We start from the raw sequence: 19,815 nt of genomic DNA, 5'->3' as shown, positions 1-19,815 counted from the left end.
CGGCTCCAAGAACGTGGATGCAGGGGACAAGCCCGGGCATGATGACAAGTTTCGACGTGGGGTACGAGTAGAACACGCATGTATCAGTGGGACTTCGGCATCCTCTGGAGCTATCGCTGGCTCTTTCTCAACGGGCTCGGCGTCACCGTCGGCTTCACCGTCGTGATCGTGGCGCTCGGCCTCGTGTTCGGCCTGTTCGGGGCGTTCGGCAGCCTGTCGCGCTTCAAGCCGGTGCGGCTCCTCGCCCTCACCTTCATCGAGGCATTCCGCTGCACGCCGATCCTGGTGCAGCTGATCTGGTTCTATTATGCGCTGCCGATCCTCGCCGGCGTCGAGATGACGCCGATCACGGCGTCCGCGCTGGCGCTCTCGCTCTATGGCGGCTCGTTCTATTCGGAGATCATCCGCGGCGGCATCATCTCGATCGACAAGGGTCAGTCCGAAGCCGGCGCCGCGCTCGGCATGACACCAGGCCAGAGCATGCGGCGCATCGTGCTGCCGCAGGCGATCAAGCGCATGATCCCGGCGCTGATGAACCAGTCGATCATCCAGTTCAAGAACACCTCGCTGGTCTCGGTGCTGGCGGTGCCTGATCTCGTCTATCAAAGCCAGGTCGCGGCGCATGACAGCTACCGGCCGCTGGAGACCTACACCGCGGTTGCGGTCGCCTATGCGGCGATCCTGATTCCGCTCACCATCCTCGTCCGGCGCGGCGAGAAGCGACTGGCGGTGAGCGAATGAGCGAGACGTCAAAAATCGAGATCCGCAGCCTGCGCAAGAGCTTTGGCAGCAACGAGGTCCTCAAGAACATCAATCTCGACGTCGCCAAGGGCGGCGTCGTGGCACTGATCGGCCCGTCGGGCTCGGGCAAGTCGACGCTGCTTCGCTGCATCAACCTCCTGGTCGTACCCGACGGTGGTAGCGTGCGCGTCGGCGACACGCGCTTTGCGTTCGACGAGGGCTCAAAACTGCCTGATGTGAAGACACTCGCAAAGTTCCGCGCCACCACCGGAATGGTGTTCCAGCACTTCAATCTGTTCCCGCACATGACGACGCTGCAGAACGTCATGGAGGGGCCGGTCACCGTGCGGCGCATGACCAAGGCGGACGCCGAAAAGCTCGCGCGCGCGCAGCTCGCCAAGGTCGGGCTCGCCGAAAAGGCCGATCAATATCCGGCAACGCTCTCCGGCGGCCAGAAGCAGCGCGTCGCGATCGCGCGTGCGCTCGCGATGGAGCCTGACGTGATGCTGTTCGACGAGGCGACCTCTGCGCTCGATCCCGAGCTCGTCGGTGAAGTGCTCAACGTCATGCAACGCCTGGCGTCCGAAGGCATGACCATGGTGATCGTCACCCATGAGATCGCCTTTGCCCGCGAGGTCGCCGACCGCCTGATCTTCATGCGCGACGGCGTCGTCGTCGAGGAAGGTCCGGCGCGGCAGGTGATCGACAATCCCGGGGAAGCCGCGACGCGCGCCTTCCTCAGCCATTTCCACCGCACCGGCGCGCTGCCGCCGGCCACACCGGCATCGTGATGAGCCAGGTACTTCTTCCCGAAGCAGGACAAACTCCTATCGATCGCGTCTATCTCGTGACGGGCGCCGCCAGCGGCATCGGTCGCGCCACAGCGAGACGACTAGCGGCACCTGGCGTAGGTCTCCTGCTGCACACGCGGTCGAACTGGGTGGGCCTCGATGAGGCAATGGAGGAAGCGGAGGAACGCGGCGCCTATGTCGGGCAATGCCGCGGCGACCTCGCTGAGGAAGCGGCCGTCGCCGACGCGATCGCCGCCGTGCAATCGGCCTTCGGTCGACTCGATGGACTGGTTCTCGTCGGCGGCCACGCCCGCCGCGGCAGCGCGATCGGCACGCCGGCGGATCAGTTCCGGCAGGCGATGGACGAATCGGCGCTCGCGTTCACGCGGATGGTCGCGGCCGCGCTGCCGCTGCTGCGGGCCGGACAGGATGCGCGGATCGTCGCGGTGTCTTCTTTCGTGGCGCACGCAATCCGGCCCGAATTCGCACCGTTCGCAGCCACGGCCGCAAGCCGCTCCGCGCTCGAAACGCTGGTGCGGCTCACCGCAGTCGAGCTCGCGACGGACGGCATCACCGTCAACGCGGTGGCACCGGGCCTCATCGTCAAGGACAAGCCGAGCGAGAGCCGGCTGTCTCCCGAGCAAATCGCCGCAACCGAAGCGCTGATCCCGATGCGCCGCCGCGGACGGCCGGAGGAAGTTGCCGAGATCATTGCCTTCCTGGCATCTCCCAAAGCATCCTACGTCACCGGCCAGGTCTGGCACGTCAATGGAGGCCTGACATGAGCGAAGCAACCATCGCACGCATCAGGCTGTTCCTGATCGAGAGCCCGATCAAGATGGCGCGCCTGCAGGGCGTCGGCAACGTCAAGGGCACGGTGAAGCGCGTGCTGCTCGAACTCACCTCGAGTGACGGCATCGTCGGCTGGGGCGAGGCGGCGCCGTGGGAGGTGTTCACGGGCACGCCTGAGGCCGCGTTCGCCGCGCTCGATATTTACTTAAGGCCGATCCTGCTCGGCAAATCCGTGCGCCGTATCCGCGCGCTGATGGCGGAGCTCGAGCGCGCGCTGGTCGGGCACGCCGAAGCAAAAGTCGCGATCGAGATGGCGCTGCTCGACATCGTCGGCAAAGCATCAGGGCTCTCGGTCGCCGACCTGCTCGGTGGCCGCGTGCGCGACACCATCCCCCTTTCCTTCTCGATTGCCGATCCCGATTTCGCCGCCGATCTCGAGCGCATGCGAAAGATGGTTCCGGAAGGCAACGCCATCTACAAGGTCAAGACCGGCGTGAAGCCGCATCGCGAGGATCTCGATCATCTCGAAGCGATCCGGAAGGAGTTCAGCGACAAGGTCGATCTGCGCGTCGACTACAACCAGGCGCTGGCGCCGTTCGGCGCGATCAAGATCCTGCGCGATGTCGAAGAATTTGCGCCGACCTTCATCGAGCAGCCGGTGCCCCGCAAGTTCCTCGACGTGATGGCGCAGCTCACCGCGGCGCTGGAAACGCCTGTGCTTGCCGACGAAAGCTGCTTCGACCGCCGCGACATGATGGAGGTGGTGCGTCGCGAGGCGGCGGACGCGGTTTCGATCAAGCTGATGAAGGCCGGCGGCCTGTTCGAGGCGCAGGCGATCATGGCGATCGCCGACATCGCCGGCCTGCCCGGCTATGGCGGCACGCTGTGGGAGGGCGGCATTGGGCTAGCCGCGGGAACGCAGCTGATCGCGGCGACGCCCGGCATCTCGCTCGGCTGTGAATTCTACATGCCGCACCACGTGCTGACCGAGGACGTGCTGGAAGAGCGCGTGGCGAATCGTGCGGGTCACGTTGTCGTGCCCGATGGTCCGGGCCTCGGAATCCGCGTCAGCGAAGCCTCGATCCGCGCCAATGCGCGGGTGCTGGCGGAGGCGTAGTCACCGGCCGGTGCGACAAACTCAGCTGTCGTCCCGGGCAAGCGACAGCGCAGACCCGGGACCCATAGCCACAGGATTGAGTTTGGCGAAGATTCGGAGTTGGCAGCTCACGCCATAACTACTCCCTGTGGCTATGGGTCCCGGATCGGCGCGCGCTTGGGGCGCGCTTGTCCGGGACGACGACCGCGTATGCGATGACAGCGGGGGCGCCATCCTTCCCCTCAGGGACTCCCTATCGTATGGTCGGCGCCAATCACGCCCGCCCCGCCGGGCCATCCGGAAACCTCCATGCCCGAACCCGCCTGGTCGCTGCACTCCCGCCTGAAAGAGGACACCATCGATATCGGCGATCTGCCCCTGTCGAAGGTGCTGGTCATCAAGGATGCGCATTATCCTTGGCTGCTGCTGGTGCCGCGGCGCCCTGATGCGGTCGAGATCATCGATCTCGACGAGGTGCAGCAGGCGCAATTGATGACCGAGATCTCCCGCGTCTCACGCGCGCTGAAGGAGATCACCAAATGCGACAAGCTCAATGTCGCAGCGCTCGGCAATCTCGTGCCGCAGCTTCACGTTCACATCATCGCACGCCGTACCAGTGACGCCGCCTGGCCGCGGCCGGTCTGGGGCGTCATGCCGCCCTTGGCGCATGACGCAGCCGAGGTTCAGAATTTCATCAGCGCGCTTCGCCGAAAGATCTGGTTGGGTTGAAAGAACAAGAAATGTCAGCATTCGACTCGTTTCCACTGGGACAACCGGCCTTCGTCACCAACATCCTCGACCGCGCCGCGCATCTGCGCCGTGACGACGAAAAACTGTTCGCGATGGAGCAGAAATCGTCGTCGCGCGCCTATGTGGTCTACCGCGATTCCCTGCTGGTGAAGCGCGACGGCGACAAGGTGCGCGCCCTGCTCTCGATCGACGAAGCGCTGAAATGCGGCGCCAATCCCGGAACCATCTTTCTGGGCCTGCGCGACGGCGCGGCGATCTTCGGCATGGGTCTCGCACAGGCTGCGGCCGAAAAGCTTGTTGGACGCGAGGACTACACCGTCACCGAACTGCGCGGCATGGCAATGCAGGGCGCGATTCCGCCCGAGGAGCTCTCGGCAATCGCGATGGCGAAGTCGATGGTCGGCTGGCACCAGCGCCACGGCTATTGTGCCAATTGCGGCACCCGCAGCGCGATGAAGGAAGGCGGCTGGAAGCGCGACTGCCCGGCCTGCAAGGCCGAGCACTTTCCGCGCACCGATCCCGTCGTGATCATGCTGGTGGCATCGGGCGAAAAATGCCTGCTCGGCCGACAGAAGCAATTTCCGCCGGGCATGTTTTCGTGCCTGGCCGGCTTCGTCGAGGCCGCCGAGACCATCGAGGACGCGGTACGCCGCGAAATCCTGGAGGAATCGGGCATTCGCTGCACTGACGTGCGGTACTACATGACGCAGCCCTGGCCCTATCCGTCGTCGCTGATGATCGGCTGCAGCGCGCGGGCGCTGAACGAGGACATCGTGGTCGACCATTCCGAGCTGGAGGACGCACGCTGGTTCACGCGCGATGAGGCGGCGTTGATGCTGAAACGGACCCATCCGGACGGGTTAGCCGGACCTCATCCGTTTGCGATCGCCCATCACCTGCTTGGCCGCTGGGTGCACGACAAGAGCTGAGGCGGCCGATGGCGCACCCTGCGATCGCGCCGCGCATCCTGTGCATCGGCATCCCCGTGCGCGACCTCACCTTCCGGGTGGAGACCGTGCCGGAGCGCGGCAGCAAGGCCAACGCCACGCATCTCGCCGAGATCTGCGGCGGCAACGCGCTCAATGCCGCGATCGCGATGGCACGACTCGGCGGCCGCGTCGCATTTGCGGGGCCGTTGGGCGATGTACTGGAGACATCGAGCGGCTTCATCCTCGAACGGATGGCTGCCGAGGGCATCGAGACGTCGCACATCGTGCGCATACCGGGCGCGGCCACCCCCGTCTCAGCGATCATCATCGACGCCACGGGCGAACGAACGCTGACCATTTATCGCGATCCTGCGCTGTGGAGCGTGAAGCTATCAGATGCAGATGAGCTGCTCGCCGATTGCCAGGCTGTCCTCGTCGAGAGCCGCTGCGGCGCCTTTTGCATCGATCTTTGCACCGAGGCGCGCCGGCGCGGCATTCCTGTCATCGTCGGCGTCGATCGCGCGATGGCGCTGACCGACGACCTGCTCACTTCAGCCTCGCATCTGCTGTTTGCCAGCGAGCAGGTGCAGGAGACCGCTGGCATCACTGAGGACGGCGAGGCCTTGAGGCGGCTCGCCAAACTCACGCCGGCTTTCCTCGCCGCCACGCGCGGCCCTGAGGGCACGATATGGTTGAACGAGGCGGGCCGGCTGGAGGAGACGCCGGCCTTTCCGGTCGAGGCTGCGGATACGCTGGGCGCCGGCGACGTCTTCCATGGCGCCTTCACGCTTCGGCTCGCCGAAGGCGGAGGCCTACGCGAGGCGCTGCGATTCGCCGCCGCGGCCGCGGCTTTGAAATGCACCCGCCATGGCGGCGGCTTGGCCGCGCCGCAACGTATTGAAGTTGAAGCGTTTTTGCAGAACAGGCGTTAGAGCCATTCCGAGGGGACGCTGAGATTATGGTCTTGCTATAGAATGATTTTCTCTATATCAGGGAAATCAGCCCATGAAATGGAACAAAGTTCTTTAAATGACCGACGCCGCAGTCCAGATCCCCGAGACCAGCCGCCGCCTCGACGCCATCGACCGCAAGATCCTGATGGTACTGCAGGAGGACGCCTCCCTCTCCGTCGCCGAAATCGGCGACCGCGTCGGGCTGTCCTCGACCCCTTGCTGGAAGCGCATCCAGCGCCTGGAGGCTGACGGCGTGATCCTGAAGCGGGTGGCGCTGGTCGATCAGAACAAGATCGGGCTCGGCATCTCCGTATTCGTCTCGGTGGAGAGTTCCGACCACTCCGACGCCTGGCTGAAGAAATTCGCCGAGGCGGTCAGCGCCATGCCCGAGGTGATGGAATTCTACCGCATGGCCGGCGATGTCGATTACATGCTGCGTGTCGTCGTCGCCGACATGCAGGCCTACGACGTGTTCTACAAGAAGCTGATTGCCGCCGTGCCGCTGAAGAACGTCACCTCGCGCTTCGCGATGGAGAAGATCAAGTCGGTCACCGCGCTGCCGATCCCGGCCGTGGTCGCGGCCTGACGCTTCACGCCGGCCGAAACACCGGCAGCACGACATTGACCCGCGTGCCTCCGCCGGGAGCGGCGGCGATGTCGATCGTTCCACCATGGGCCTCGACCAGGCTGCGCACCACGGCAAGGCCGAGACCGGCGCCGCCGGTGGCGCGATTGCGCGATTGCTCCAGGCGATGGAATGGCTCCAGCACGGCCTGCCGCTGGTCGGCGGGAATGCCCGGCCCATCATCGTCGATCGCCACGATCACCGCGCCATCCTTCAGCGATGCGCGCACATGCGCGGCGTGGCCATAGGCGAGTGCGTTGTCGATGATGTTGGCGAGGATCCGCCGTAGCGCCAGCCGGTCGCCGAGCACGACCACGTTGCGCGCACGCTCATCCGTGATCAGATCGACCGGCTTGCCCTGAGCGTGGCGGTCGTGCACCTCGACGGCAATCAGCACGGTCAGTTCGACCATTTCCTGCGACAGGCCGCCGGCGCCCGCCCGTGCCGACAGCAGCGCGTCGTCGAGCAGCCGGATCATGTCGTCGATATCGGCCACCGCCCGCTGCCGTTCGGCATCGTCGGGGATGTGCTCGACCCGCAGCCGCAGCCGGGTCGCAAAGGTCCTGACGTCATGGGCGATGCCGCCGACCAGCGTCATGCGTGCGCGCAGCATCTCGGCAAGCCGCTCCTGCAGGCGGTTGAAGGCGGCGATAACGGCGCGGATTTCCGGCGCGCTGCGGCGGGCGTCCGGCAGTTTCGGCGGATCGGCCGACAGGTCGACGCGATCGACCGCGGCGGCGAGCTGTGCCAATGGCCGCGTCTCGCGCTGCATGACGAGCAGCGCCAGCAGCGCCACGATCGAACCGAACAAGCCGGCACCGAAGCCGACGGGCAGGCCGAACGGGGTCACCGGCAGACGGGTATAGGCGTCGATGACCAACAGTTCGCCGCCGCGCAGACCGATGCGGAATTCGGCAGCGTTGGCCATCAGGCGCGCGATACGAGGAAACAGCCGGCTGGCGCGATGATCCGGCGGCGGCACGATCTCCACGGGGCGGCCGGCAAGGCCGGCCGCATAGATCTCGCGCAACTGCGCCTGCTGCGGCGGCGTCTCGCCGCTGGCCGGCGCGGCTCCGGGCACGATCCGAGCCATGAATTGCGGCGACGACACCGCGTCGAGCACAGCCTGCCGCGAGTCACCTCTCGTGCGCTCGAGCAGCGTTGCCAGGGCCTCGAGCCGCGCAGGCGAGGGCCGCGTCAGCTCGTTCTCGTGCACCGTGGTGCGGTAGAAGACCGCCAGGACGACGGTGATCCCCACTGCAAATCCGGCCAGTCCGATCAGCGCCAGCCGGGCGGCGAGCGTCACGCGCAGCATCACGACACCTGCTTGACGGTCGCGGTGAACAGATAACCGCCATTGCGCACCGTCGTGATCAGATTGGAGCCCGGGCTGGCACCGTCGAGCTTGCGGCGCAGCCGCGAGATCAGCATGTCCACCGTGCGGTCGAACGGCTCGGCCGAGCGACCACGCGTCCAATCGAGGATCTGGTCGCGCGTCAGCACGCGGCGCGGCCGCTGCACGAAGCAGCCGAGCAGGTCGAACTCGGCACTGGTCAATTGCAGCTCCGGTGTCTCGGCCTCGATCGTCTCGACGCTGCGCGCATCGAGGTCGATGACAAAGCGATCGAAGGCGAAGCGCCGGACCAGCGGCTTTGCCGGCGTGCCGTTGGCACGGCGCAGGATGGCGCGAACGCGGGCCAGCAGTTCGCGGGGCCCGAACGGTTTTGCGAGATAATCGTCAGCCCCCATCTCGAGGCCGACCACGCGATCGATCTCATCGCTCTTGGCGGTAAGCATCAGGATCGGCAGGGAGTCGTCGGCGCGCAAGCGGCGACAGATCGACAGCCCATCCTCGCCCGGCAGCATCAGATCGAGGATCACGAGATCGGGCCGCAGGCGCTGGAGCATCGCATCCATCGCCTTGCCGTCCGCGACGCAGGCGACCTCGAAGCCCTCGCGCCGCATGAAATCGGCGACGAGGCGGCTGATCTCGAGATCGTCCTCCACCATGAGAATCGTGGCTGCTTGCGCGCTCATGGCCGCATTGTGGCCGATGGCACGCACTGCGCAAGGGCAGCACAGGCGTTGTTACATAGTGTTACACGGCGCCGACAAAGCCATAACAGTCGTTTCCACCCGGCAAAGCGGCGTAGACGCCGCAGTCCCAGTCTCTCCACCACGGCTCCCGCTCACGGCAGCCCCACACGGAGACGACGACCATGAACAAGCTCTTCTTCACCTCCCTCGTCATCGGCGCCTTGTCGGTAGCCGCCGCCGCAGACGCCCGTGCTTGGACACGGTCGGCGACGGTGAACGGCCCGCGCGGCACCTCCAGCATCAATGCGACCGGAAGCTGCGGCAACGGCAGCTGCACGCGCAGCATCACCCGCACCGGCCCGGCCGGCAACACCTACACCCGCACCGGCACGATCTCGCGCTGAGCAGCGGGCAAAGCCGCCGCCGCGACAGCCCCGCGCGGCGGCGGTTCATCGCGTCAGACCAGAGAAGGATCAGCACTGTGTCATCGATCGTCCGCCTGATTGCGCTGCCGCAGGCAGCAACCATCATCGCCCTCGGCGTTGCCGCCGCTCCGCCCGCACGCGCACAGATCCAGACGTCCCCGCAGATGCGCAGCGAAGCGCGAGCGGTCATGCAGGCCTGCCGCGCCGACTATGACAGCCTTTGCAACAAGGTCGCGCCGGGCGGCGGGCGCATCCTTGCCTGTCTGCAATCTCACGCCGGTCAGCTCACCTCGACCTGCGCACAGGCTCTGCCTCGCGCGCAGGCGCTCAGGAACAGCGCCGTCAGCGCCGGCGCCGCGCCGAAATAGGAGGAAGCCGTGGGATATGCATCACTCCTCGATCCGACGCTCCGGCGCGCGATCCTGGCCACGGCGATCGGCTTGATGCTGCTCGAATACGGCATCGGCCGGCTCGCCCATCGCGACACCCATGACTGGCGCGAAAGCGTCGCGTCATTCGGCGTCGCGCTCGGGCAGAAGCTGCTCCGCGCGCTGGGGGCGGGCTTTCTTGCCGTGCCATTCGCATTTTCGTACGAGCATCGCTTGTTCGACTTCGCACCAACCAGCCTGCCCGCACTCGCAGGCTTATTCCTCGGCAGCGAATTTCTCTACTATTGGCAACATCGTGCCTCGCATCGAATCCGCTGGATGTGGGCGACGCATGCGGTGCATCACTCGACGACGCGGCTGAATTTGACGGCGGCGATCCGGCTCGGCTGGACCGGCAACATCTCGGGGAATTTCCTGTTCTTCTTGCCGCTGGCGCTGATCGGCTTTCATCCGCTCGCGATCGTGGCGATGCTGGGGATCAACCTGTTCTACCAGTTCTTCATCCACAGCGGCTTTGCACTAAATCTCGGCGCGCTCGAATGGGTGCTCAACACGCCGAGGCACCATCGCGTGCATCATGCCTGCAACGAGCCCTGCCTCGACAAGAACTATGGCGGCATCCTGATCGTGTTCGACCGTCTGTTCGGCAGCTTTGCCGAGCGACCCAAAGACCAGCCACTCCGCTTCGGTCTCGTCGGCGGCGTGCCGTCGTTCAACCCGATCCGGATTGCACTTGGCGAGTGGATCGCGATGCTTGCCGATGTCTGGAAGGCCCGCGGCACGAGCGCGAAACTGCGCGCGCTGTTCGGCCCACCGGGTGGCTGAGCGCTCGCAAGCGCTCAGATCTTCTGATTGTATTCGCCGACTTCGGGATGCGTGCGCAGCACGCTGTTCACCATCTCGAACATGTCGTGCATGCGCTGCTCGGATACCGGGCTCTCGACCACGACCACGAGCTCGGGCTTATTCGAGGAGGCGCGCACCAGGCCCCAGCTGCCGTCCTCGACCGTGACGCGCACGCCATTGACGGTGACGAGATCGCGGATCGCCTGCCCCCCGATCTTGGCGCCCTTGGCCTGCAAGCCTTCGAAGTGCTTCACCACCTTGTCGATGACGCCGTATTTGACCTCGTCGGCGCAATGCGGCGACATGGTCGGCGACGACCAGGTCTTCGGCAGCGCGTTCTTGAGGTCGGCCATCGACTTGCCGGGCGCACGGTCGAGCATGTCGCAGATCGCGAGCGCCGAGACCAGGCCGTCGTCATAGCCGCGGCCGTAGGGCTTGTTGAAGAAGAAATGGCCTGATTTCTCGAAGCCGGCGAGCGCGCCGGTTTCGTTGGTGCGGCGCTTCATGTAGGAATGGCCGGTCTTCCAATAGGCGGTCTTGGCGCCCTGCTTCTGCAGGACCGGATCGGTGATGAACAGGCCCGTCGACTTCACGTCGACGATGAACTGGGCGTCCTTCTGGATCGCCGACATGTCGCGCGCCAGCATCACGCCGACCTTGTCGGCAAAGATCTCCTCGCCGGTGTTGTCGACGACGCCGCAACGGTCGCCGTCGCCATCGAAGCCAAGGCCGACATCGGCGTTGTGATGCAGCACCGCGTCGCGGATCGCGTGCAGCATCTCCATGTCCTCAGGGTTCGGATTGTATTTCGGGAAGGTGTGGTCGAGCTCGGTGTCGAGCGGAATCACCTCGCAGCCGATCGCCTCCAGCACCTGCGGTGCGAATGCGCCGGCGGTGCCGTTGCCGCAGGCCGCGACTACTTTCAGCTTGCGCGTCAGCTTCGGGCGGCCCGTGAGATCGGCGATGTAGCGCGCCGGATAGTTCTCGTGGAACTGGTAGGAGCCGCCGGCCTTATTCTTGAACGCGGCGCCCAGCACGATCTCCTTCAGCCGCGTCATCTCGTCGGGACCGAAGGTCAGCGGACGGTTGGCACCCATCTTCACGCCGGTCCAGCCATTGTCGTTATGCGAAGCCGTGACCATGGCGACGCAGGGCACATCGAGATCGAACTGCGCGAAATAGGCCATCGGCGTCACCGCAAGGCCGATGTCGTGCACCTTGCAGCCCGCAGCCATCAGGCCGGAGATCAGCGCGTATTTGATCGAGGCCGAGTAGCCGCGGAAGTCGTGACCGGTGACGATCTCCTGCTTGACGCCGAGCTCGGCGATCAGCGCGCCGAGGCCCATGCCGAGCGCCTGCACGCCCATGAGGTTGATTTCCTTCTGGAACAACCAGCGCGCGTCGTATTCGCGAAAACCCGTGGGCTTCACCATCGGCTCGGATTCGAAAGCGTAGGTGTTGGGCAGCAGGACGGATTTCGGCTTGGGAAACATTGAGACGGTCTCGTGAAGAAGGCAGGAATTGATGCAGCCTTAGCGAATGCCGGGCCGGAGCGGAAGGCGGGAATGACGACCTATGGCCGATAATTGCGGCAGTTTGGCAACAGGGAAACGTGACCGCGACGGTCGCCCGAAAAAATGATCTGAAATAAAGGGGCCGCGGCGGGCGCGAACGGCGGCCTACTGCTCCAGCACCATCTGGCCGTTGGCGTATTCGAACCGCTTCAGACGGGACAGGAAGGACAGGCCGAGCAGGTTCTCCGACAGCGCGGCGTCCGGCAGCACCATGGCATCGACGTCGCGCACCACGAGGCCCCCGACGTCGAGCATGGCGATGCGGGTGCGCGCGGCCTTGATGGTGCCGTTCGCGGTCGTGACGGTGGCGTTGTATTCGCTGCGCGAGGGGCGCAGGCCGAAGCGCGCGGCCGAGGTCTCGTTCAGCGCCACCACCGATGCGCCGGTGTCGACCATGAAGCCGATGCGCTGACCGTCGATGCGGCCTTCGGTCTGGAAGTGACCACGGCTGTCGCGGGGGATGTTGAGGCTGCGGCCGCCGGCCGGCGCCGTGGTCGCGACCGCAACCGTCATACGCGGAGCCGACGTGGCCGACGCGGAGCTCATCTTGTCCGCCATCTCTGCCATGAATGTACCGAGGCCGATCATGATGGCCGCGAAGATCATAATGTTACGCATCACACCACTTTCGAGCCGGAAAGCCCGATTTCAACACGCGGCAAGCCGGTCCGCGAGCGAGGCCGCGGCAGAGCCGTTGTTATTTTGACGAAAAGGATGAGCGGACGGTTAATGCGGCCTCACGTCCCGCGCGGCTTCGCCCGGCGGGTCGGTGCGGCGCTGGCCGGATCGTCCGGCCAGGGATGGCGCGGATACCGGCCGCGCAGGTCCGAACGCACCGCCGCATAGCTGCCGCGCCAGAATCCGGGCAGATCGCGCGTCACCTGGACCGGGCGCTGCGCCGGCGACAGCAATTCCAGCACCAGCGGCACCTTGCCGGCCGCGATCGACGGATGGGTGTTGAGGCCGAACAATTCCTGGAGCCTGACGGCGATGGTCGGCCCCTGTTCGGCCTCGTAGTCGATCGCGAGCGCGCTTCCCGTCGGCGCCTCGAAATGCGTCGGTGCCTCGCGATCCAGTCGTGCGCGCATCTCCCATGGCAGCAGCGCCATCAGCGCATCGGAGAGATCGCCGGCGGAGACGTCCTTCAGCGCAATCTTGTCGTAGAGAACAGGCACCAGCCAATCGTCGCGCCGCGCGATCAGTCCATTGTCGGAGAGATCGGGCCAGCTCTCGCCCTCGGCTTTGCGCAAGAACATCACGCGGTCGCGCCATTGTTTTGCGGCCTTCGACCAGGGCAGCCGATCGAGGCCCGCGGCGATCAACCCGTCGGCGAAGATGCGCGCAGTGTCCTCCGAGGGCGACACGGCAAGCGTCGTCTCGGACAGCGTGATCGCATGCAGCACGCGCTTGCGCCGAGCGCGCAATGCCATCGCACCGCGATCAAAAGAGATTTCGTCGACGCTCTCGATATGCTCGGCGAAGTGCCGCTCGATGTCGTCTTCGGCGATTTGCGCGGCGAGCAGGATGCGACCGCTCGCAGCCGTTCCGGTCATTTCGCCGATGGCGATGTAGGGTGCGCGGGCGAGCGACGAGGTCTGCTCCACCGCGGCGCCGCGGCCGTTGGCAAGCACGAAACTACCATTGCCGCGGTTGCGCGCGACACGATCCGGGAACGCATAGGCGAGCATTAGGCCGGTCGAGAGATCTTCCTGCGGCCCCGCCTTCTCCGACGCGGCCACCTGCGAGGCCCAGCGGCGCGCCAGATCGCGCGCGCTGGCCGCCCGCGGCGAGCGGTCGCGGCGAAACTGGTCGCGCCGGTGCTCGAGATCGGCGCTGTCGCCGCCAAGTCCGCGCTCGGTCAGGATGGCCGCGATCTCGGCCGCGTCTTCGCCGCAGCCGACGCGATGCGAATCCACGATCATGCGCGCCAGCCGCGGCGGCAGCGCCAGCGCGCGCAGGCTCTTGCCCTCCGCTGTGATACGGCCGTCGCGATCGAGGGCGTTGAGCTCGGAGAGCAGGCTTTTGGCTTCCTTCCATGCCGGCGCGGGCGGGGGATCAAGAAACGACAGCGCTGAGGGGTCGGCGACGCCCCATTGCGCGAGATCGAGCACCAGCGAGGACAGGTCGGCGCTCAGGATCTCAGGTTGGGTGTAGGGCGCGAGCGACGCCGTCTGCGGCTCGTCCCAGAGCCGATAGCACACGCCGGGCTCGGTGCGGCCGGCACGGCCGCGGCGCTGATCGACTGCGGCACGCGCAGCGCGCACGGTCTCGAGCCGCGTCAGGCCGATGTCCGGCTCGTAGCGCGGTACGCGGGCGAGACCGGAATCGACTACGATGCGCACACCCTCGATCGTCAGCGAGGTCTCCGCGATCGAGGTCGCGAGCACGACCTTGCGCATGCCCTTGGGCGCGGGAGAAATGGCGCGATCCTGCACGGCGGCGTCGAGCGCGCCGAACAGCGGTACGATCTCGATACTGGCATCCTGAACGCGCTCGGCCAGGAAAGTCTGGGTACGGCGGATTTCGGCCGCGCCCGGCAGAAAGGCCAGCACCGAGCCGCTGTCGGCGCGGAGCGCGGATGCGATCGCATCCGCCATCTGCCGCTCGATCGGCGCATCCGCCTTGCGGCCGAGATAGCGGGTTTCGACCGGAAAGGCGCGGCCCTCGCTCTCGACGACGGGCGCCGCCCCCAGCAGCTTTGCGACACGGGCGCCATCGAGCGTCGCCGACATCACCAGGATGCGCAGATCCTCACGCAGACCGAGCTGCGCGTCGCGCGCCAGCGCCAGCCCCAGGTCAGCATCGAGCGAGCGCTCGTGGAATTCGTCGAACAGGATGGCGGCAGTGCCTGACAGCTCGGGATCATCGAGGATCTGGCGGGTGAAAATACCTTCGGTCACGACCTCGATGCGTGTGGCCCGCGAGATCTTCGAGCCGAAGCGGACGCGGTAGCCGACGGTCTCTCCTGCCCGCTCGTCCAGCGATTTGGCCATGCGGTCCGCGCTGGCGCGCGCCGCGATGCGGCGCGGCTCCAGCACGATGATCTTTTTGCCTTGAGCCCAGGGCGCATCGAGCAGCGCCAGTGGCACGCGCGTGGTCTTGCCGGCGCCCGGAGGGGCGACCAGCACGGCTGCGTTGTGCTGATCCAGCGTGCGCGACAAATCGTCGAGCACGGCATCGATCGGGAGGGGCGTGTCGAAAGTGCGGGGCAAAAATCTATCCGTTCGTCATGCCCGGGCTTGTCCCGGGCATCCACGTTATCTGACGCGCCTAGAAAACAGACGTGGATGGCCGGGACAAGCCCGGCCATGACGGAATTATGCGCGATGAAGGATCGTCAGCCCTGCACGGACGGGCGTCCGACGCTCTCATAGGTGAAGCCGGCCGCGGCCATGTCGTCGGGGCTGTAGATGTTGCGAAGATCGACGACGACGGGCTGCGCCATGGTCGCCTTCAACCGGTCGAGGTCGAGGCCACGGAACTGCACCCATTCGGTGACGACGACCATCGCGTCGGCGCCTTGCGCGCAGGAATAGGCATCCTCGCAATAGGTGATGTTTGGCAACTCGCTCTTGGCCTGCTCCATGCCGACCGGGTCGAACGCCTTTACCTTCGCGCCCATGTCGAGGAGACCTGTGACCAGCGGGATCGATGGCGCATCGCGCATGTCGTCGGTGTCGGGCTTGAAGGTGAGGCCGAGCACCGCGATGGTCTTGCCGCGCAAGGAGCCGCCGAGCGCCTGGCTCACTTTGCGCGCCATCGCGCGCTTGCGGTTCTCGTTGACCGCCAGCACGGATTCGACGATGCGCAAGGAGACGTCGTAGTCCTGCGCGATCTTGATCAGCGCTTTGGTGTCCTTGGGGAAACAGGAGCCGCCGAAGCCGGGACCGGCGTGCAGGAACTTGGTACCGATGCGGTTATCCAGGCCAATGCCGCGCGCGACCTCCTGCACGTTGGCGCCGACCTTCTCGGAGAGATCCGCGATCTCGTTGATGAAGGTGATCTTGGTCGCCAGGAACGCATTCGCGGCGTATTTGATCATCTCGGCGGTGCGACGCGCGGTGAACATCAGCGGCGCCTGATTCAGCGACAACGGGCGGTAGATGTCGCCCATCACCTTGCGGCCGCGCTCGTCGGAGGTGCCGACCACGACGCGGTCGGGGAATTTGAAGTCGCGGATCGCCGCGCCCTCGCGCAGGAACTCCGGATTGGAGGCGACCACGACGTCCGCCTTCGGATTGGTCTCGCGGATGATGCGCTCGACCTCGTCGCCGGTGCCGACAGGCACGGTCGACTTCGTCACCACCACGGTGAAGCCCGACAACGATTGCGCGATCTCCTTCGCGGCGGCGTACACATAGGAGAGATCGGCATGGCCGTCGCCGCGGCGCGAGGGCGTGCCGACGGCGATGAACACGGCATCGGCATCCGCAACCGGCTGCGACAGATCAGTGGTGAAGCTCAGGCGCTTGGCCTTGACGTTGGTTGCGACCAGCTCGTCGAGGCCCGGTTCGTAGATCGGGATTTCACCGCGATGAAGCGCCGCGATCTTCCTCTCGTCCTTGTCGACACAAACCACGTCGTGGCCGAAATCAGCAAAGCAGGCCCCGGACACCAGTCCCACGTAACCCGTGCCGATCATCGTGATGCGCATGAAAATCCCTGTTTCAGCTTGGTTAACAAAGCCCCAATCCGGGGGCGGTTTAGCATTTTCCCGTCGGGAAGGAAGAGCCCGCGCTCAGAAACCGGCACGCGATTTGTACCGGTAAAGAAGTCGGAAACCACTGGGCGCCACACTGCCCCACGCCCACACAGAACCGGGCGGAACACGCCTCGAAACGAGACACATGGCACGATCAGGCACATCAGCCGCGAGCGAAAGGTTCCCCAAAGCCTCAGCTGCCGCGCGCGTCGACTGGGTCGACTATGCCAAGGGCATCTGCATCGTCATGGTCGTGATGATGCATTCGGTTCTGGGCGTCGAGCTCGCCGCCGGTGAGACCGGCTTCATGCATGTCCTGGTGGCTTTCGCAAAACCGTTCCGGATGCCGGATTTCTTCCTGATTTCTGGCCTGTTCCTGCCGCTGGTGATCGATCGGGACTGGCGAACCTATCTCGACCGCAAGGTGGTGCATTTCGCCTATTTTTATGTCGTCTGGGTGACAATCCAGTTCGGCTTCAAGGCCCCGGCGTTTGCCGCTGAAACCGGCTGGCGCGATGTGGGTGTGCTGTATCTCGAATCCTTCGTCGAACCCTTCGGCACGCTCTGGTTCATCTACCTGCTGCCGGTCTTCTTCGTCGTCACAAAACTGACACGCAAATTCCCGCCGCTTGCGATCTGGTTCGCGGCGGCCGCCTTGGAGACGGCGCGCATCACGACCGGCTGGACCGTGATCGACGAGTTCTGCGCACGCTTCGTCTATTTCTATTCGGGCTATCTGTTTGCGCCTTACGTGTTCGCGCTGTCGGATCGCGCGCGCCATCATCCTGCCCTGGCGCTCGCCGCGCTCGCGACCTGGGCGATCACGAATGCCGGCCTCGTCGCGCTCGGCGCCAGCGAATGGAAAATCGTCTCGCTCATGCTCGGTTTTGCCGGCGCGTGCGCGATCATCACCATCGGGACGCTGCTCGCACGCGCGCATTGGTGCAACTTTCTCCGCTTCTGCGGCGAGCATTCGATCGTGATATATCTCGCATTCTTCCTGCCGATGGCCGCAACGCGCACACTGCTGCTGCGCGCGAGCATCATCTCCGACATCGGCACGGTGTCGCTGATCGTGACCGTCGTCGGCGTGCTCGGATCGCTCGCGATCTGGCGGGCCGCCTTGCTGCTGCACGCCGACTTCCTGTTCGAGCGACCGGACACATTCTGGATCGCCCCGAAAAAGGCAGGCCCGGTGCTGCAGGCCGCGGAATAGGCCGATCAGGGTCGCAGATAGAGAGCTCCCGTCGTACGCCCGGCTTCCAGATCGGCTTGCGCCAGCGCCGCGTCCTGCAGGCTGTAGGCTTTGCCGATCACCGTGAGCACGCCCTCTGCCATCGCGGCAAGCACCCGTTCGGCAGAAGCCCGATACGCACTGGCATCGTTCATGTGGGCCATGACACTCGGACGCGCCAACATGAGGCTGCGCCGCGGCCCGAGTTCGTTGACCTCGACGGACGGAATCGGCCCGGCCGATTGTCCAATGCTCGCCACGACGCCGAATGGCCGCACGCAGCCGAAAGTCTTCTGCAAGGTCGTCCCGCCGACGCCGTCATAGGCGACATCGACGCCGGCTCCGGTGGTGAAATCAGCGACGGCCGCGGCAAAATCGGCGTCCCGCCCGACGATCACATGGCGCGCGCCGGCGGCACGGGCGATGTCGACTTTCGCTGGCGAACCCACGGTTCCGATCACCACCGCGCCGCGCGCACTCGCCCAGCGCGTCAATAGCTGCCCGAGCCCTCCCGCGGCGCTATGGACGAGAACACTCGTCCCGCGACCGACTGGAAACACGCGACCAAGCAGCATGTCTGCTGTAATGCCCTTGACGAACGCTGCGGCGACGAGCTCGTCCGGTAGACCGGCTGGAATCTTCACGCATCGCCAGGCGGGCATGTTGCGCTCGGACGCGTAGGCGCCGACCGGCGTGCCCGCATAAGCGACACGATCCCCGACCTCGAGACCGGTGACCTCGCTACCCAATGCCGCAACGACGCCGACGGCCTCGACGCCGGGAATTCGCTCGGGAGGGAGGGCGTAGAGGCCGAGGCGCTGGTAGATGTCGATGAAATTGACGCCGATCGCGGTTTGCCGCAGCCGGACCTCCCCGCGGCCGGGCGGCGGCAGATCGGCGCTTGCCAGTTCGAGCTGGTCTACGCCGCCCGGCGCCTTCACTCTCATCATCACGGCCATGTTGCGGCGTCCTCTCGACGATCGAAGGAACTATGGATCGATCCGAGAATCTGCGAAACTGTCCATAATTGAGCTTGTGATGTGAGATTTCGCACAATGGACTGGACCGACCTGCAGCATTTTCTGGCGCTCGCACGCGAGGGCAGCCTGTCAGCCGCGGCACGGAGCCTCAATGTCGATCACGTGACCGTAGCCCGCCGGGTCGCCGCGCTGGAGGCATCGATGTCGCTGAAGCTCGTGGACCGCAGGCCGCGCAGCTATGAGCTCACCGAGGACGGCAAGCGCATCGCCAAGACCGGTGCACCGATGGCGGAGACGTCATTTGCGGTTGAGCGCGCCGCGCAAGCCTCGAAATCGGAGGTCGGCGGCGAGATCGCGATCAGCGCGCCACCTTCGCTCGCCAATCTTCTGATCGCGCCGAAGCTGATCCGGCTGCGACAACAGCACCCTGGCATCACGATCAAGCTGATCGGCGAGAAGCGTACGGCTTCACTCAATCGACGCGAGGCCGATCTGGCGCTTCGCCTGTCCCGCCCGACGGAGCCGGGGCTGATCGCCCGCAAGATCGGCTATTTCGAGTTCGCTCTCTACGGCTCGCCCGAATATCTGAGGGCAACACATCCACACGCCTTCGCCTTCATCGCCTACGATGCCAGCATGGATGAAGCTCCCCAACAGCGCTGGCTAAGGCGCTTTGCCGGATCGCGCGAGATCGTGCTGCGCACCAATGATCTGGAGAACCAGGCAGCGGCCGCCAGGACAGGAATTGGGCTGGCGGCGTTGCCAAGATTCCTTGGCGATGCCGATCCGCGGCTCGAGCGGCATGACATCGGCGGACGCCCGGTCGGGCGCGAAATCTGGCTGGTCGTCCATCGCGACCTGCGCCGCACGCCGGCGGTGCGCGCGGTGGCGAGTTTCATCGAGGGCTGCCTGGCCTGATCTGGCGGCCTTTGCCGATGCCTTGATTTGTCT

At 65.5% G+C, this 19,815-nt stretch carries 20 protein-coding genes and 1 pseudogene; 13 read left to right on the top strand and 8 right to left on the bottom strand.

Translation table 11 applies throughout. The features are described from left to right. Positions 1 to 78: 78 nt before the first annotated feature. The 8 genes from XH89_RS03995 to XH89_RS03960 all read left to right on the top strand — a co-directional run bounded on the left by XH89_RS03995 (position 79) and on the right by XH89_RS03960 (position 6,638). Positions 79 to 741 carry an amino acid ABC transporter permease gene (locus XH89_RS03995; protein WP_194465834.1) on the top strand — a complete coding sequence of 221 codons (663 nt, stop codon included), beginning with the start codon at positions 79 to 81 and terminating at the stop codon, positions 739 to 741. Then, on the top strand, positions 738 to 1,532 hold the full coding sequence (locus XH89_RS03990; RefSeq protein ID WP_194465833.1) for an amino acid ABC transporter ATP-binding protein: 795 nt from the start codon (positions 738 to 740) through the stop codon (positions 1,530 to 1,532). The genes XH89_RS03995 and XH89_RS03990 overlap by 4 nt, the downstream gene beginning before the upstream one ends. After that, complete coding sequence (locus XH89_RS03985) at positions 1,532 to 2,317, top strand: SDR family NAD(P)-dependent oxidoreductase (RefSeq protein ID WP_194465832.1); 786 nt, start codon at positions 1,532 to 1,534, stop codon at positions 2,315 to 2,317. The genes XH89_RS03990 and XH89_RS03985 overlap by 1 nt, the downstream gene beginning before the upstream one ends. Then, entirely contained in the window at positions 2,314 to 3,441 is a 1,128-nt protein-coding gene (locus XH89_RS03980; RefSeq protein WP_194465831.1) for a muconate cycloisomerase family protein, read from the top strand. Before XH89_RS03985 ends, XH89_RS03980 begins: the two co-directional genes overlap by 4 nt. A 288-nt stretch (positions 3,442 to 3,729) precedes the next feature. Beyond that, complete coding sequence (locus XH89_RS03975; RefSeq protein ID WP_194465830.1) at positions 3,730 to 4,149, top strand: HIT domain-containing protein; 420 nt, start codon at positions 3,730 to 3,732, stop codon at positions 4,147 to 4,149. Between the two features lie 11 nt (positions 4,150 to 4,160). Continuing rightward, positions 4,161 to 5,099: an NAD(+) diphosphatase gene (nudC, locus tag XH89_RS03970; RefSeq protein ID WP_194465829.1), complete on the top strand. Its 939-nt coding sequence runs from the start codon at positions 4,161 to 4,163 to the stop codon at positions 5,097 to 5,099. Between the two features lie 8 nt (positions 5,100 to 5,107). Beyond that, entirely contained in the window at positions 5,108 to 6,031 is a 924-nt protein-coding gene (locus tag XH89_RS03965; RefSeq protein WP_194465828.1) for a sugar kinase, read from the top strand. Between the two features lie 97 nt (positions 6,032 to 6,128). Beyond that, the gene (locus tag XH89_RS03960) at positions 6,129 to 6,638 is read left to right on the top strand and encodes an Lrp/AsnC family transcriptional regulator (protein WP_194465827.1); all 510 of its coding nucleotides are present in this window, start codon (positions 6,129 to 6,131) and stop codon (positions 6,636 to 6,638) included. Between the two features lie 4 nt (positions 6,639 to 6,642). On the opposite strand, the gene XH89_RS03955 is transcribed toward XH89_RS03960, so the two are convergent. Together XH89_RS03955 and XH89_RS03950 are read right to left on the bottom strand one after the other, a co-directional pair. Beyond that, positions 6,643 to 7,992 carry a cell wall metabolism sensor histidine kinase WalK gene (locus XH89_RS03955; RefSeq protein WP_194465826.1) on the bottom strand — a complete coding sequence of 450 codons (1,350 nt, stop codon included), beginning with the start codon at positions 7,990 to 7,992 and terminating at the stop codon, positions 6,643 to 6,645. Continuing rightward, on the bottom strand, positions 7,992 to 8,714 hold the full coding sequence (locus XH89_RS03950) for a response regulator (protein ID WP_194465825.1): 723 nt from the start codon (positions 8,712 to 8,714) through the stop codon (positions 7,992 to 7,994). Before XH89_RS03950 ends, XH89_RS03955 begins: the two co-directional genes overlap by 1 nt. A gap of 182 nt (positions 8,715 to 8,896) precedes the next feature. Here XH89_RS03950 and XH89_RS03945 point away from each other — a divergent pair, with 182 nt between their 5' ends. From XH89_RS03945 to XH89_RS42040, 3 genes and pseudogenes are all read left to right on the top strand, one after another. Beyond that, the gene (locus tag XH89_RS03945) at positions 8,897 to 9,118 is read left to right on the top strand and encodes a hypothetical protein (protein WP_194465824.1); all 222 of its coding nucleotides are present in this window, start codon (positions 8,897 to 8,899) and stop codon (positions 9,116 to 9,118) included. Between the two features lie 77 nt (positions 9,119 to 9,195). Next, positions 9,196 to 9,507: a cysteine rich repeat-containing protein gene (locus tag XH89_RS03940; RefSeq protein ID WP_194465823.1), complete on the top strand. Its 312-nt coding sequence runs from the start codon at positions 9,196 to 9,198 to the stop codon at positions 9,505 to 9,507. 75 nt (positions 9,508 to 9,582) lie between these two features. Beyond that, a pseudogene (locus tag XH89_RS42040) lies at positions 9,583 to 10,119 on the top strand (sterol desaturase family protein); the annotation flags it as partial. On the opposite strand, the gene XH89_RS42035 reads toward XH89_RS42040, so the two are convergent. The 5 genes from XH89_RS42035 to XH89_RS03915 all read right to left on the bottom strand — a co-directional run bounded on the left by XH89_RS42035 (position 10,048) and on the right by XH89_RS03915 (position 16,602). Beyond that, positions 10,048 to 10,203: a hypothetical protein gene (locus XH89_RS42035; RefSeq protein ID WP_371825245.1), complete on the bottom strand. Its 156-nt coding sequence runs from the start codon at positions 10,201 to 10,203 to the stop codon at positions 10,048 to 10,050. The pseudogene XH89_RS42040 and the gene XH89_RS42035 overlap by 72 nt on opposite strands. A gap of 164 nt (positions 10,204 to 10,367) precedes the next feature. Further along, the gene (locus XH89_RS03930) at positions 10,368 to 11,867 is read right to left on the bottom strand and encodes a phosphomannomutase/phosphoglucomutase (protein ID WP_194465821.1); all 1,500 of its coding nucleotides are present in this window, start codon (positions 11,865 to 11,867) and stop codon (positions 10,368 to 10,370) included. 186 nt (positions 11,868 to 12,053) lie between these two features. Then, entirely contained in the window at positions 12,054 to 12,566 is a 513-nt protein-coding gene (locus XH89_RS03925) for a TIGR02281 family clan AA aspartic protease (RefSeq protein ID WP_194465820.1), read from the bottom strand. A 119-nt stretch (positions 12,567 to 12,685) separates the two neighbouring features. After that, entirely contained in the window at positions 12,686 to 15,160 is a 2,475-nt protein-coding gene (gene hrpB / locus XH89_RS03920; protein WP_194465819.1) for an ATP-dependent helicase HrpB, read from the bottom strand. Positions 15,161 to 15,285: 125 nt separating this feature from the next. After that, entirely contained in the window at positions 15,286 to 16,602 is a 1,317-nt protein-coding gene (locus XH89_RS03915) for a UDP-glucose/GDP-mannose dehydrogenase family protein (RefSeq protein WP_194465818.1), read from the bottom strand. Positions 16,603 to 16,795: 193 nt separating this feature from the next. Between XH89_RS03915 and XH89_RS03910 the strand changes: the two genes are divergently transcribed. Continuing rightward, complete coding sequence (locus tag XH89_RS03910) at positions 16,796 to 17,866, top strand: acyltransferase family protein (RefSeq protein ID WP_194465817.1); 1,071 nt, start codon at positions 16,796 to 16,798, stop codon at positions 17,864 to 17,866. 5 nt (positions 17,867 to 17,871) lie between these two features. Here XH89_RS03910 and XH89_RS03905 read toward each other — a convergent pair whose 3' ends face one another. After that, entirely contained in the window at positions 17,872 to 18,843 is a 972-nt protein-coding gene (locus XH89_RS03905) for a quinone oxidoreductase (protein ID WP_194465816.1), read from the bottom strand. Between the two features lie 81 nt (positions 18,844 to 18,924). On the opposite strand from XH89_RS03905, the gene XH89_RS03900 reads away from it, so the two are divergent. Continuing rightward, complete coding sequence (locus tag XH89_RS03900; RefSeq protein WP_246767731.1) at positions 18,925 to 19,782, top strand: LysR family transcriptional regulator; 858 nt, start codon at positions 18,925 to 18,927, stop codon at positions 19,780 to 19,782. Positions 19,783 to 19,815 lie beyond the last annotated feature (33 nt).

Source organism: Bradyrhizobium sp. CCBAU 53340, assembly GCF_015291645.1.
In the GTDB taxonomy this organism is placed as follows: Bacteria; Pseudomonadota; Alphaproteobacteria; order Rhizobiales; family Xanthobacteraceae; genus Bradyrhizobium.
This window is presented reverse-complemented; position numbering and strand designations above follow the sequence as displayed.